The organism is Streptomyces sp. NBC_00322 (assembly GCF_036147535.1).
GTDB lineage: Bacteria > Actinomycetota > Actinomycetes > Streptomycetales > Streptomycetaceae > Streptomyces.
The window spans coordinates 7,932,291-7,946,081 of the sequence record NZ_CP108019.1; the positions used below are offsets into that span (position 1 = coordinate 7,932,291).

Here is a 13,791-nt window from a genome sequence, read left to right on the forward strand (position 1 = left end):
GGGCGGGAGGGGATCAGTGGGCCCGGCCGGGCGGCCGCTCCAGGCCGTAGTGCTCGCGCAGCGTGCGGCCGCCGTACTCGGTGCGGAACAGGCCACGGTCCTGGAGCAGCGGAATCACCTGGTCGACGAAGTCGTCGAGTCCGCCCGGCAGATACGGCGGCATGATGTTGAAGCCGTCCGCCGCGCCCTGGGTGAACCACTGCTCCAGCTGGTCCGCGATCTGCTCGGGCGTACCGGCGAAGACGCGGTGCCCGCGCCCGCCGCCGAGCCGCGCGATCAGCTGCCGGATGGTGAGCTGCTCGCGCCGGGCAAGGTCCGCGACCAGCGTGAAGCGTGACTTGTTGCCGTTGATGTCCTGCTCTTCGGGGAGCTCGGGCAGCGGGCCGTCGAGCGGCAGTCCGCTCAGATCCGTGCCGAGCATCCCGGACAGCTGCTGCAGTCCGTACTCCGGTACCTGCAGGCCCGTGAGCTCGTCCTCCAGCGCCCGCGCCTCGGCCTCGGTCGCGCCGATGACGGGGCAGATGCCGGGCAGGATCTTCAACTGGTCCGGTCGGCGGCCGTACTTCGCCAGCCGCGACTTGAGGTCCTTGTAGAAGGTCTGGCCGTCCGCCAGGGTCTGCTGGGCGGTGAACACCGCCTCCGCGTACCGGGCGGCGAACTCCTTGCCGTCCTCCGACGATCCGGCCTGCACCAGCAGCGGATGGCCCTGCGGTGAGCGCTGTACGTTGAGCGGCCCGTCGACCCGGAAGTGCGTGCCGCGGTGGTCGATCGGGGTTACCGCACCCTCCTCGGAGTAGACGCCACGCTCGCGGTCGACGACCGGCGCGTCGTCGCGCCAGCTGTCCCACAACTGCTTGGTCACATCGAGGAACTCGGCGGCCCGCTCGTACCGCAGCGCGTGCTCCAGGTGTTCCTCGCGGCCGAAGTTCCTGGCCTCGGCGACATTCCCGGAGGTGACGATGTTCCAGCCCGCGCGTCCGCCGCTGATGTGGTCGAGCGAGGCGAACTTGCGTGCCACATGGAACGGCTCGTTGAACGTGGTGGAGACGGTGGCGATCAGGCCGATGTGCTCGGTGGCCACAGCCAGCGCGGACAGCAGCGTGAGCGGCTCGAACCCGCCGACCGCGTTGTAGCGGGCATTGCCCCACAGGGCGACCCCGTCCGCGAGGAACAGCGAGTCGAGCCTGCCGCGTTCGGCGGTACGGGCCAGCTCCTGGAAGTAGGAGATGTCGGTGATGCGTTCCGGCTGGGTGCGCGGATGGCGCCAGGCCGCGTCATGATGACCGGCGTTCATCAGAAAGGCGTTGAGATGGAACTGGCGTGGAGAGTCGGCGGACATGGGCTGATCCCTCAGTTTCCGGTCGGGGTGCGCCAGGACGTGAAGCGGCGCTCCAGGGCCACGAGCAGCTGGTTGAAGCCGACGCCGATGGCGGAGATGGTGATGATCCCGGCGTACATGTCGGGGATCGCGAAGTTGAACTGCGAGGCGTTGACGAGATAGCCGAGCCCGGCCTTGGCACCCACCATTTCGGCGGCGACGAGGACGAGGATCGCGACCGCGCCCGCCAGCCGGATGCCGGTGAAGACCGTCGGCACCGAGGCAGGCAGGATCACCTTCTGGAAGATCCTCGGCGCGGGCAGATCCATCGACCTGGCCAGCCTCAGCAGGGTCGGGTCGACGCTGCGTACGGCACTGATGGTGTTCAGCAGGATCGGCCAGGTGCATGCGTACAGCACGATGGAGATCTTCGAGGTCTCGCCGATGCCGAGCAGCAGGACGAAGACGGGAAGCAGGGCCAGCGCCGCGGTGTTGCGGAAGACTTCCAGCAGCGGCCCGAGGAGGTCCGCGAGCGGCCGGTACCAGCCGATCAGCAGGCCGAGCGGTACGGCCAGTGCGACCGCGAGCCCGAATCCGGCGAGCGAGCGGCCGAGGCTGGCCTGTGTGTGCTCGGCGAGTTGCCCGTCGAGCAGCAGCCGCCACCAGGCGACGGCGACCTCGGAGAACGGCGGCAGGAAGGTGCGGTCCACCAGGGCGAGCCGGGGGGCGGTCTCCCACACCGCAAGGAGCAACCCGATCGCCACGGTCCGCGTGAACACCGCCAGTAGCACGCGGCCGGTGCGCCGCACGGGAGTCGGCAGCGTCCGGCGCGGGGCGGCGAGCGCCGGATCGGTGCGCTGCGCGGCGCCGCCGACATCGACGGCTGTCGCGAGCGCCTTCTCGGTGGTGATGCTCATAGCGTTGCGGCCTCCCTCTCCTCTTGCTGGGCCCGGCTGACCTCGTCGCGCAGCAGGCTCCAGATCTGGTGGCGGTGGTGCGCGAACTCGGGGCTGGAGCGCGAATCGCCATCCGCGCCTCGCTCGCCCAGATCGATCGGCACGACCTCCTTGATCCGGCCGGGCCGCGAGGTCAGCACGGCGACCCGCTGTCCGAGGTGGACCGCCTCGTCGATGCCGTGCGTGATGAACACGATCGTCTTGCCGGTGCGCTGCCAGATCCGCAGCAGCTCGTCCTGGAGGGACTCGCGGGTCTGCGCGTCGAGCGCGGCGAACGGCTCGTCCATAAGCAGCACATCGGGGTCGTACGCGAGGCTGCGCGCGATGGCGACCCGCTGGCGCATACCGCCGGAGAGCTCGTGCGGATGCCGGTCCTCGAAGCCGGTGAGCCCGACGAGCGCCAGATACTCCCTGGCCCGCCCGGCCCTGACCCGGCGGGGCACCCGGGTCGCTTCGAGGCCGAACTCCACATTGCCCAGGGCGGTGCGCCAGGGGAGCAGGGCGTATTGCTGGAAGACGATGCCCCGGTCCAGGCCCGGGCCGGTGACGGGCTCTCCGTCCAGCAGGATCCGGCCGGAGGTGGGCGTCGAGAGACCGCCGAGGAGGTCGAGCAGCGTCGATTTGCCGCAGCCGCTGGGGCCGACGATGACCACGAACTCACCGGCGGCGACATCGAGATCGATGCCGTCGAGCGCGGTGACCTGCCCCTGTTTCCCGCGTACGGGAAAGGTCTTGCCGACTCCCTGGAAGCTGATTTTCGCGGTCATGGGGTCAACTCCCCGCCTTGGCCCGGTTGGTGTTGAACTCGTTGGTGAACAGGTCGCGGACGCTGACCTGGCCGGACTTGATGTCCCCGCGCTCGGTCAGCCAGTCGGCCCAGACCGACAGCTCCTTCTCCTCGATCCGGCCGCCGGGCGCCAAGACGCCGTACGAGCGCCAGAACGCGAGCGCGTCGGGGCTCTCGTTGCGCTTGCGCTTGGCGACGATCTCCGTCATCCGGGCCACGACCTCCTCGCGGGGTGTCGTACGGGACCAGTCCAGCGCCCTGCCCACTCCGGTGACGAAGGTGCGTACCGTCTCCGGGTTCTGCTTGATGAAGCGCTCGGTCAGGACCAACGTCCCGGCGCTGAAAGGCCCGCGCAGATCGAAGTCGCTGAAGAGTTTGCGCACGCCCCCGGTCGCAAGAGCCTTGTCGCGCAGGATTCCGCCGAGGACCGCCACGTCGATCTGCCGCTGGCGCAGCGACTGTTCGGTGTTGACGGGCGGGATGACGATCCGTTCGACCTGCTCGGCCTCGGCCCGGCTGAGCCCGTTCTTCTTGAGGTAGATGTCGAGCATCGCCTCGTGGTGGGCGCCGAGGGTGTTCATCCCGACCTTCTTGCCGATGAGGTCGCGGGGCGAGCGGATCGCGCTGTTCTCGGTGACGTAGAAACCGCTGTAGGCGTACTTGTCGGAGCCGTAGTAGCTGACGACGGCCTTGATGGGGGCCTTGCGGGCGGCGAGCTTGACCACCGCGCCGTTGAACGCGCCGCCGAAGTCGGTCTGGCCCGACGCGGCGGACTGGATGTCCTGCGGGCCGCTGATGGTGTTGCCCACCCAGTCGAGCTTCAGATCGTCCAGGAAGCCGAGGGAAGCGGCCAGTTCGGGTGGGGTGACCGCGCCGGCCGAACCCTGGTAGCGGAGCGTCGTGGTGTTGCGGATGCCGCTGCCGCTCGCCGTGCCGCAGCCGGCGGCCGCCAGCGCCGAGAGGCCGGAGAGCACAAGAAAGGTGCGTCTGGAGGTCATCAGTCATTCCGTTTCGGGGTACGCGAAGATGCCTGAATCGCCATGCCGAAAGGCGCAGTTCATTCAGGAAGGAGACAGGTGTAATTCGGCAGGGGAATTCAGCGGAAGGCCTGCCGAGGAATTACCGCGTGACGGGAGCGAATGTGCTCAGCCCGTCGTAAGGGCCCCGGAGCAAGGGCCGGAGGCGGAGAAAGAGATCAGCTGAGCGTGTCTCAGCGGCCGGCGGCACAGAGTGCGCTGGCGTGCCGTCGAAGATCGACGTGCAGGCGCGATACGAGAATGTCAGCTTGACTCACACCCAAGAGAATGACAGCGACTTCCGGTCACGTCAATGAGCATCGGAAATCGTCTCGCATGCTGAATTGTTGCGGATTTCTTTCACGAATGTGGCCTGTATGGGCAGAGTCGCGGGCGGCCGGATCCGGCGCACCCCCGGTGAGCGTGACCGCCGGTCCTCCGATGCGTCGACGTGCCGTCAGCCTCTGTTCTCCCTTGGTTCTCACGGCCCCCTGGTGCGGTTGTCCCAGCCCCGCGATGCTGTGGCGACAGCGCTTGCTGCGAACTCAACTCGCCGTATTCCAGGAGTAGTTGTGGGCCTTGGCAGAGCAAGACGCTCCGTCGTGCTGGTCGCGACGGTGTCCGCCCTGGCGGCGGGGGCGATGTCCCCCGCAGTCGCCGATTCCACCCCCGACCCGCGTCCCCGCGATGTGTCCGAAGTGTTGCGCCCGCTCGCGCCGCCGCCCGCGAGCAGCGTGGCCACAAGCCCCCGGGCTGTCGCCGACGGCGACGGAATCGAGACCGCGCGCAGCGCCCGGCCGATCGCTCCGGGCATCAGCCTCACCTCGTACGACCGCCTGGAATCGGACAAGTGGCTGCGGGTCGACGCGCTTTCTGTCGACCTCGGCGGCAGCGGCGTACAGGCGGACTATCTCTCGTCGGGCAAGGTCGCCGACCGCCGTGCCGTCTCCGAACTCGCCGCCCGGCACGACCCGGGACCGGGCCGGCGCACAGTCGCCGCCATCAACGCCGACTTCTTCGACATCAACCAGACCGGCGCGCCGCAGGGTCCCGGCATCAAGGACGGCAAGGTCACCCACTCACCGGCTGCCGGTGCCAACCGGGCCGTCGGGATCGGACCCGGGAACGCGGGACGCGTTCTGCAGCTGTACTTCGACGGCACCCTGACGCTGCCATCGGGCACGCACCCGCTGACCGCGTACAACGCCGCCAATGTCCCGGCGGGCGGCGTCGGCGCGTACACCGCGGCCTGGGGGACGGCCGACCGGGCGCTGACCGTCGACGCCGCAACTCCCGTCGCCGAAGTCCTCGTTCGTGACGGCAAGGTGACCGAGGTCGCGAGCAGGCCCGGCAGCGGGCCGATCGCGCCGGACACCACCGTCCTGGTCGGCCGCGAGGCAGGCGCCGGGGTGCTCGCCGCGCTGCGGCCGGGGGACCCCGTCGCCCTGGAGTACCGGCCGCGCACCGACAACGGCCCCGTCCCGCGCACCGCGGTCGGCGGCCGTGAACTCCTCGTCGTCGACGGCACACCCCAGAACCACGACGGCGAGGGCAACAACACCGCCGCTCCCCGCACCGCCGTCGGCTTCTCCAAGGACGGCCGCGCGATGCAGGTCATCACCGTCGACGGCCGACAGGCCGACAGCGGCGGAGTCACCCTCACCGAGCTCGGCCTGATGATGAAGCAGGCCGGTGCCCACAGCGCCCTGAACCTCGACGGCGGCGGATCATCGACACTCGTGGCCCGCGAACCTGGCAATGACGCGCTCCAGGTGGAGAACAGCCCCTCCGACGGCAGCGAACGCACCGTCCCCAACGGGCTCGCGCTCACCGCGCCCGACGGCAGCGGACGGCTGCGCGGCTTCTGGGTCGAGAGCCGTACGCCTGCCGGGAACGCTCCCACCGCCGACCCGGTCAAGGGCGGCCACCCCGAGCGGGTCTTCCCCGGACTGACCCGCCGGCTCACCGCCGCCGGTTACGACGAGACGTACGGACCGGCCGCCGGGACCCCGCACTGGCGTACCGTCAGGACCTCGGTGGGCCGGGTCGACGACCACGGTGTGTTCCGGGCCGGGCACAGCGGCACCACCGAGGTACGCGCGGAACGCGCGGACGCCCACGGCAGCACCCGGCTGACGGTCCTCGACGACCTCGCCCGGATCGAACCGACCACCCGGCGCGTCGGCCTCGCGGAGGCGAACGCCACCGGCACGTTCGGCATTCTCGGCTTCGACGCGCAGGGCAACAGCGCGCCCGTTGAACCGGCCGACGCCGAACTCGCCTACGACCACACCCTCTTCGACATCCGCGACGACGGACGGGGCTCCTTCACCGTCAGGTCCCTCACGGGCAGCGGCGCCGGGCAGATCACGGTGACCGTCGACGGCGTCACCACCGTTCTGGCCGTCAGCGTCGGCCTCGCCGAACACGCCGTTTCCGGCTTCGACGACGCCGCGGCCTGGACCTTCAGCCAGGCGCGCGCGAGCGGTTCGGTCGCGGCGACGCCCGAGGGCCAGAGCGGCACCGGCCTGGAGCTCACCTACGACTTCACGCAGTCGACGGCGACCCGCGCCGCGTACGCCAACCCGCCCACGACGATCCCCGTCCCCGGTCAGCCGCAGTCCTTCACGCTCTGGATCAAGGGCGACGGGAAGGGCGCCTGGCCCACCCTCCACCTCAAGGACGCGGCCGGGTCCGACCAGCTGCTGCGCGGGCCGTACGTCACCTGGACCGGTTGGCGGCAGGTGACCTTCGCGGTGCCGCCGGGGGCCGCGACGCCACTGTCCGTATTCCGTTTCTATCTGGCCGAGACCGTGGCCGCGAAGCAGTACACCGGGAAGATCGTCATCGACGGGCTGAGCGCGCAGGTGCCGCCGACGGTCGACCTGCCCGCGCAGCCGCGTACGGCCGATCCGCTGATCGACCCGGCGGCCGAAACCGAGGCCAGGGACTGGCAGTTCGCGGTCATGTCCGACGCGCAGTTCGTCGCCCGCGACCCCGACAGCGCGATCGTCGCCCAGGCGCGGCGCACGCTGCGCGAGATCAAGGCCGCGCGGCCCGACTTCCTCGTCGTCAACGGCGACCTGGTCGACGAGGGCTCGCCGGCGGACCTTGCCTTCGCCCGGCGGGTGCTGACTGAGGAGCTGGGGGACGAGCTGCCCTGGTACTACGTGCCGGGCAACCATGAGGTGATGGGCGGAAAGATCGACAACTTCATCGCCGAATTCGGTCCCGCACACCGTGTGTTCGACCATCGTGGTACGCGCTTTCTCACACTGGACACATCGAGCCTGAGCCTGCGGGGCGGCGGCTTCGCCCAGATCAAGGAGGTACGGGCGCAGCTGGACGCGGCTGCGAAGGACCCGGGCGTCAGCTCGGTGATGCTCGTCGAGCACGTACCGCCGCGCGACCCGACCGTACAGAAGGGCAGCCAGCTGAGCGACCGCAAGGAGGCGGCGCTGATCGAGCAGTGGCTCGCGGAGTTCCGCCGTACTACGGGGAAAGGGGCGGGGCTCATCGGCAGCCATGTCGGCGTCTTCCACGCGGACCACGTGGACGGCGTGCCGTATCTGATCAACGGCAACTCGGGCAAGGCGCCGGCGGGGCCGGTGAACGAAGGCGGCTTCACGGGCTGGTCGCTGGTCGGCGTCGACACGGTGTCCCGGTCGGAGCAGCAGACCGCTCGTCTCCGGCCGTGGGAGGGACTGCCCGACTGGGTCTCCGTCCAGACCCGCGCCCATGTCGACGGCCTGACGCTCGACGCGCCCGCGGCATTGCCGCCGGGCCGCAGCGGGGCCGTGGGGGCGACGGTCACCCAGGGCGCGCGCCGGATCCCGGTCGCGTTCCCGCTGAGCGCGGACTGGACGGGCTCGCCGAATCTGTTCATCGGCGCGCCGGAGGATGCCCGACACCGGCATGTGGCGTCCTTCGACCCGAGGACGGGCCGCCTGACGGCGCTGCGGCCGGGGACGGTGACGCTGGCGGTGACGGTTGCGGGCGTCACGAGCCGCACGGAGGTCCGTGTCGCGGAGGAGGGGGTGGGGGCGGCGGCGTAGGGGGCGCCTGCGGCGGGCTTGTCCCCTACCCCCCTTCCCGAACTGGGGGAAAGCCCTCAGACCCCCGTATGCGACCTTCGGCCGCATGTCCTCAAACGCCGGACGGGCTGGATGTGCGGCCGAGCCGCATATCCAGCCCCGGCCCAGCCGCACCGCACGGGCTCGACGCGCGCGACCGCCCCGCACCCGGCAGCCTGGTTCGTGAGCGCCGCCGCGGATCCGGCATGACCAGTCACGCCAAGCACAGGAGCCCCATGACCGCCGCACGCAACAGCCTCCTCTACGTCACCGATCTCGGCTACGAGGCCAAGGGGCGGCGCTACTGCGACGAGGACATCCGGCTCTCCGGCCGCCTGCGTGAGGACTTCGACATCGCCCTGTGCCATCCGCTGGACGCGGCGCGCCTCATGGGCCCCTTCGACGCCGTCGTCGTACGCAACAGCGGTCCGGTGCTCCACTACCAGCGCGAGTACGACGCGTTCCTGGCCCTCGTCCGCCGGTCCGGCGTCCGCCTCTACAACCCGCCGACGGGCCGAGCCGACATGGCGGGCAAGCAGTATCTGGTGGAGCTGAGCGCCGCCGGATTTCCGGTCATCCCGACCGTGGACCGCGGCGAGCACGTCGGACGGCTGCCGCACGCGGCGCAGTACGTCGTCAAACCCAAGCTCGGCGCGGACTCGATAGGCATGGAGTTCGTCGACAGAGACGGCCTGGACGGACTCGTGTACGGCGAGGTCCTGGTGCAGCCGAGGATCCCGTTCCGCTACGAGGTGTCGTTCTACTTCGTCGACCGGGACTTCCAGTACGCCCTGTACGCCCCGCGCCCGGAGCGCCGCTGGGAGCTGGAGCCATACGAACCGGGCCCGGACGACCTGGAGTTCGCGCAGCGGTTCATCGACTGGAACACCATGGACCACGGCATCCAGCGCGTCGACGCCTGCCGGGCACCGGACGGCGAGCTGCTGCTCGTCGAGCTGGAGGATCTCAATCCGTATCTCTCGCTGGACCTTGTCGAGGACAGCGTGCGCGAGGCCTTCGTCGCCCGGATGAAGGCCTCCCTCCACGCGTTCCTCGGCGGCTGACGTTCAGCCGGCGAGACCGAGTTCGCGCTCACCGAGGGGTGCGAAGAACCGGGCCACGTCCGCCTCCGTCACCTCCGAGAGCTCCGCGGGCGACCAGCGCGGCCTGCGGTCCTTGTCGATGACCTGGGCCCGGACCCCTTCGATCAGATCGGGCGATGAGAAGGCCGCGCACGAGACGCGGAACTCCTGGTCCAGGACCGGCTCCAGCTCACCCAGCGCCCGGGCCCCGCGCATCGCCGCGAGGGTCACCTTCAAGGAGGTGGGGGACCGGGTGAGGATCGTCTCCGCGGCCTCCTTCGCCGCCGGCTCGCCGCAGTCGAGCAGCCGCGCGAGGATCTCCTCCACGGTGTCGGCCGCGTAGGAGTGGTCGATCCACTCGCGGTGCAGGGCCAGTTCCCCCTCGGGCGCTGCGGCCGCGTACCGCCGGACCGTCTCGGAGACATCCAGCACCGCGAGAGAAGCGGTGAGCTCGGCCAGCCGCTGTGAGGGCACGAAGTGGTCGGCGAGCCCGCACAGCAGCGCGTCGGCGGCGCCCACCGCCGAGCCGGTGAGCGCCAGATGCGTGCCGAGCTCGCCGGGCGCCTGCGCGAGCAGGTGCGTACCGCCGACGTCCGGTACGAAGCCGATGCCCGTCTCCGGCATGGCGACGGCAGATCGTTCCGTGACGATGCGCACGTCGCCGTGCGCGGACACGCCCACTCCGCCGCCCATGACGATGCCGTCCATCACGGCGACGTAGGGCTTGGAGCAGCGGGCGATACGGGCATTGAGGCGGTACTCGTCGCGCCAGAAGGCCACCGATGCGCTGCCGCCCGCGAGCGCGTCCGCTTGGATCGCGCGGATGTCGCCGCCCGCGCAGAGTCCGCGCCCGCCGGCTCCCGCGATGACCACGACCTCGACGGCCGGGTCCTGCTCCCAGGCGGCGAGTGCCTCGTCGACGGTGCGGACCATGGGGTGGGTCAGGGCGTTGAGAGCCCGCGGGCGGTTGAGCGTGATGTACCCGGCGCGGCCCTCGGTGCGCAGCAGTACCGGCTCCGACTCGTCGAGGGCCGTGTCGAGAGCCATGAGGTGTTCCTTCCGCGGGACGGATCTTCTGGTCCCATCCTCGCTCACCCCTGACCGACGGTCCGTGGGCAGGGGTTCATCGCGACCGTGCGCGGGGCCGCCGGGTGCGGCTTGTTCGCACTCTTCCCGGCAGTCCGACCAGTCGGTACGTTCTCCATGAGCTGGACACCGGCAGGCCGGAATCCACCGGTCAGAGGCGACGGAGGCCCCCATGCCAGAACGTGCACCCCACATCGAAGGCCACTGCGACGATCGTTTTCGCGCGGTGCGTGCCGCCTTCGAGGAGAACTTCGGCGAGCGCGGCGAACTGGGCGCGGCCGTTACCGTCATCCTCGACGGGGAGTCCGTCGTCGACCTGTGGGGCGGCTGGGCCGACGAGGCGCGCACCCGCCCCTGGGAGCGCGAGACGCTGGTCAATGTGTGGTCGACGACCAAGGGCCCCACCGCCCTGTGCGCGCATCTGCTCGCCGACCGCGGGCTGCTCGACCTTGACGCCCCCGTCGCCACCTACTGGCCGGAGTTCGCCGCGGCGGGCAAGGAGACCCTCCCCGTACGCCATCTGCTCTCGCACCGTGCGGGCCTGTCCGGGCTCCGTGAGCCGCACAGCCTCGGCCAGCTCTACGACTGGGAGCTGACCTGCGCCCGCCTCGCGGCCACCGAGCCCTGGTGGGAGCCGGGCACCCGGTCGGGGTACCACGCGATGACGTACGGGTTCCTGGTCGGTGAGGTGATCCGGCGCATCACCGGACAGCTCCCGGGAGAGTTTCTGCACCAGGAGGTCACCGGGCCGCTCGGTATCGACTTCACCATCGGCCTGCCGGAGAAGGAGGCGGGGCGCGTCGCCGAGCTGGTGCATCCGCCCGCCGCGTCCAGCAGCGAACAGGCCGCAGTCTTCGCCCAGTTGCAGCCCGCCGCCCTGGCGGCCCTGGTCAACCCCATCGTCGGGGCGGCGGACGCCAACACCCCCGCCTGGCGCGCGGCCCAGATCCCCGCCGCCAACGGCCACGGCACCGCACGCGCCGTCGCCGCGCTCTACGGGATCTTCGCGGGCCGCGGTGAGTTCGCCGGTCGGCGCCTGCTGTCGCCCGAAGCGGCCGAACGCGTCCGCGAGGGCCAGGGCAGCTGCCGGGACCTGGTACTCGGCGCCGGGTTCGAGCACGAGACGGAGGTCGGGCTCGGCCTCTGGCTGAGCGGCGAGAACGGTTCGTACGGACCCAATCCCCGTGCCTTCGGGCACGACGGCTTCGGCGGCTCCTGCGGACTTGCCGACCCGGAGGCGGGCATCAGCCTCGGTTACGTCATGAACCGCATGGGCCCCAACATCGCCGACGATCCACGGAAGATGGCTCTGGTGGACGCCCTGTATGAGGCGGTCCGGCTGCTGCGGTAGCAGGATCCCGAATCGCTCGACGGCCCTTCCGGATTCTTGCAACACGTTCTACTGTGTGCGCCGCGCATGCGACGGATCGCGAGACTCCTGGAGGGGCCGTGCACCTCGAATACACGCCTGAGCAGCAGCAGTTGCGCGCCGAGCTGCGCACGTACTTCGCCGAACTCGTGCCGGACAACGTCTACGCCCGCTACGGCGACCCCGGCGAACAGAAGCGCTTCTACCGCGAGACGATTCGCCGCCTCGGCGGCGACGGATGGCTCGGCGTCGGCTGGCCCAAGGAGTACGGCGGCCGCGGTCTCAGCCCCATGGAGCAGTTCATCTTCTTCGACGAGGCCGCCCAGGCAGGCGTACCGCTGCCGCTCATGGCCCTCAACACCGTCGGCCCGACGATCATGCAGTTCGGCACCCAGGAGCAGAAGGCCCACTTCCTGCCGAAGATCCTCTGCGGCGAGATCGACTTCGCGATCGGTTACAGCGAGCCCGACGCGGGCACCGACCTCGCCGCCCTCAAGACCCGCGCCGTACGGGAGGGCGACGAGGACACGGGCACGTACACCGTCAACGGACAGAAGATCTGGACCACCAACGGCGACACCGCCGACTGGGTCTGGCTCGCCGTGCGCACCGACCCCGAAGCCCCGCCGCACAAGGGCATCACCATGCTGCTGGTGCCGACGTCCGATCCCGGCTACTCCTGCACCATCATCAACACCCTCGCCTCGCACGACACCACCGCCAGCTACTACGAGAACATCCGGGTGCCGGCATCCCGCCGGGTCGGCCAGGAGAACAAGGGCTGGCGGCTGATCACCAACCAGCTCAACCACGAGCGCGTCACCCTCGCCGCCCACGGCACCATGGCCATCCGCGCCCTCCACAACGTCCAGCGCTGGGCCGCCGACACCAAACTCGCCGACGGACGGCGCGTCATCGACCTCGGCTGGGTACGCAAGCGACTGGCGCAGACCCACACCAAGCTCGACGCGATGAAACTGCTCAACTGGCAGATGGTGGGCGCCGTCCAGGAGGGCACCCTGACCCCGCAGGACGCCTCCGCCGTCAAGGTCTACGGATCGGAGGCGCGCCGCGACGCGTATGCCTGGCTGATGGAGGTCGTCGGTGCGGCAGGCCCGCTCAAGGAGGGCTCGGCGGGAGCCGTCCTGCACGGCGAACTGGAACGCGGCTACCGCTCCGCCGTGATCTTCACCTTCGGCGGCGGCAACAACGAGATCCAGCGCGAGATCATCTCCTGGATCGGACTGGGGATGCCGCGGGTGCGGCGCTGAGCGTGTGCGACCACCGTCTTTAGTTGGCACAAAACAGGGATAGTTGGCACCAAGATCACCGGTTGCGCCCTGTGCGTGGCGGGGCATCACCTCGCCGCGCGTCGCCGGCCTCGGCCTGGTCGTGCTCCCCCTCCCGCTCGAACTGCCGTCGGCACCGATATACCTGTCGTGGCATCAGCGCTACGACACCGACCACGCCCCACGCCTGGCTGCGCGGGCCGGCGCGAACCGCGCTGGCCATGCGCGGAGCGTTGCAGTCGGCGCCGTCCGGCCGCTTCACCCATACGTCCACGCGACCACCACGGCGATCTGCTTGAACGTCAGCAGCGGCTTGTCCGTGCCGGTGCTGGCCGTGGAGGCGGCCAGACCGACGCCTGCGGCTCACAATCGCGGATCGCCGGTGTGCAGATCAATCTCACCGGGATTTCCTGTACCTCAACTACTCACGCCCCGAATTCCCGTGGGTTTAGGGAAACTGGAGGTCCTTCAGTGCGAACCCACGGGTCCATCGGTGTGCGTCAGGCCGATGCATCCGTGGGTTCGGGTGAAACGCGAGGATGCTGAGCGATCCGAAGGGTTCGGCGGTGACGTCGGCCTGGATGTCCTCGGTCATCACGACCGCCTGCCGAACTGCCAGTTGTGCACCCAGGGTCGGCGTACCGGTCCGGGGTCGGGATGGCGCGTGCCGTGTCCGGGTCCGGCCTCCGGACCAATGCCGCCGTCCCCAGCCGGGTGGCGCCGTTGTCGGACAGCCGCGGCCCGTAGGCGATCAGCTCGTCCCGGCGGCACCGCAAGGTCGGCGGCCTGCCCCCGTGCCGAGGTCGAGCACCAGG

Annotated in this window: 10 protein-coding genes and 2 pseudogenes; 5 read left to right on the forward strand and 7 right to left on the reverse strand. The window is 70.2% G+C overall.

Features of this window, described 5'->3' with window-relative positions; translation table 11 throughout:
* Positions 1-13: 13 nt before the first annotated feature.
* The 5 genes from OG905_RS36195 to OG905_RS39250 form a co-directional block, all read right to left on the reverse strand.
* A complete protein-coding gene (locus OG905_RS36195) occupies positions 14-1,339 on the reverse strand; it encodes an LLM class flavin-dependent oxidoreductase (protein ID WP_328681149.1) in 1,326 nt (441 codons plus the stop codon).
* A gap of 11 nt (positions 1,340-1,350) precedes the next feature.
* A complete protein-coding gene (locus OG905_RS36200) occupies positions 1,351-2,235 on the reverse strand; it encodes an ABC transporter permease (RefSeq protein ID WP_328681151.1) in 885 nt (294 codons plus the stop codon).
* On the reverse strand, positions 2,232-3,041 hold the full coding sequence (locus OG905_RS36205; protein WP_328681153.1) for an ABC transporter ATP-binding protein: 810 nt from the start codon (positions 3,039-3,041) through the stop codon (positions 2,232-2,234). Before OG905_RS36205 ends, OG905_RS36200 begins: the two co-directional genes overlap by 4 nt.
* Before the next feature lie 4 nt (positions 3,042-3,045).
* The gene (locus OG905_RS36210) at positions 3,046-4,059 is read right to left on the reverse strand and encodes an ABC transporter substrate-binding protein (RefSeq protein WP_328681154.1); all 1,014 of its coding nucleotides are present in this window, start codon (positions 4,057-4,059) and stop codon (positions 3,046-3,048) included.
* A gap of 212 nt (positions 4,060-4,271) precedes the next feature.
* Positions 4,272-4,355, reverse strand: a complete 84-nt coding sequence (locus OG905_RS39250) for a putative leader peptide (RefSeq protein WP_351446407.1) — start codon at positions 4,353-4,355, stop codon at positions 4,272-4,274.
* 363 nt (positions 4,356-4,718) lie between these two features.
* Between OG905_RS39250 and OG905_RS36215 the strand changes: the two genes are divergently transcribed.
* Complete coding sequence (locus tag OG905_RS36215) at positions 4,719-8,132, forward strand: phosphodiester glycosidase family protein (RefSeq protein WP_328682783.1); 3,414 nt, start codon at positions 4,719-4,721, stop codon at positions 8,130-8,132.
* 254 nt (positions 8,133-8,386) lie between these two features.
* The gene (locus OG905_RS36220; RefSeq protein WP_328681156.1) at positions 8,387-9,214 is read left to right on the forward strand and encodes a hypothetical protein; all 828 of its coding nucleotides are present in this window, start codon (positions 8,387-8,389) and stop codon (positions 9,212-9,214) included.
* Between the two features lie 3 nt (positions 9,215-9,217).
* On the opposite strand, the gene OG905_RS36225 is transcribed toward OG905_RS36220, so the two are convergent.
* On the reverse strand, positions 9,218-10,279 hold the full coding sequence (locus tag OG905_RS36225) for an enoyl-CoA hydratase/isomerase family protein (RefSeq protein WP_328681158.1): 1,062 nt from the start codon (positions 10,277-10,279) through the stop codon (positions 9,218-9,220).
* Between the two features lie 211 nt (positions 10,280-10,490).
* On the opposite strand from OG905_RS36225, the gene OG905_RS36230 reads away from it, so the two are divergent.
* The 3 genes and pseudogenes from OG905_RS36230 to OG905_RS36240 form a co-directional block, all read left to right on the forward strand.
* Complete coding sequence (locus OG905_RS36230; RefSeq protein ID WP_328681160.1) at positions 10,491-11,669, forward strand: serine hydrolase domain-containing protein; 1,179 nt, start codon at positions 10,491-10,493, stop codon at positions 11,667-11,669.
* A 98-nt stretch (positions 11,670-11,767) separates the two neighbouring features.
* Positions 11,768-12,958, forward strand: coding sequence for an acyl-CoA dehydrogenase family protein (locus tag OG905_RS36235; protein ID WP_328681162.1), 1,191 nt, complete (start codon positions 11,768-11,770; stop codon positions 12,956-12,958).
* A 94-nt stretch (positions 12,959-13,052) separates the two neighbouring features.
* Positions 13,053-13,275: pseudogene (locus OG905_RS36240) on the forward strand (hypothetical protein); the annotation flags it as partial.
* Positions 13,276-13,570: 295 nt separating this feature from the next.
* Here OG905_RS36240 and OG905_RS36245 read toward each other — a convergent pair.
* Positions 13,571-13,790: pseudogene (locus tag OG905_RS36245) on the reverse strand (YciI family protein); the annotation flags it as partial.
* Position 13,791: the final 1 nt, after the last annotated feature.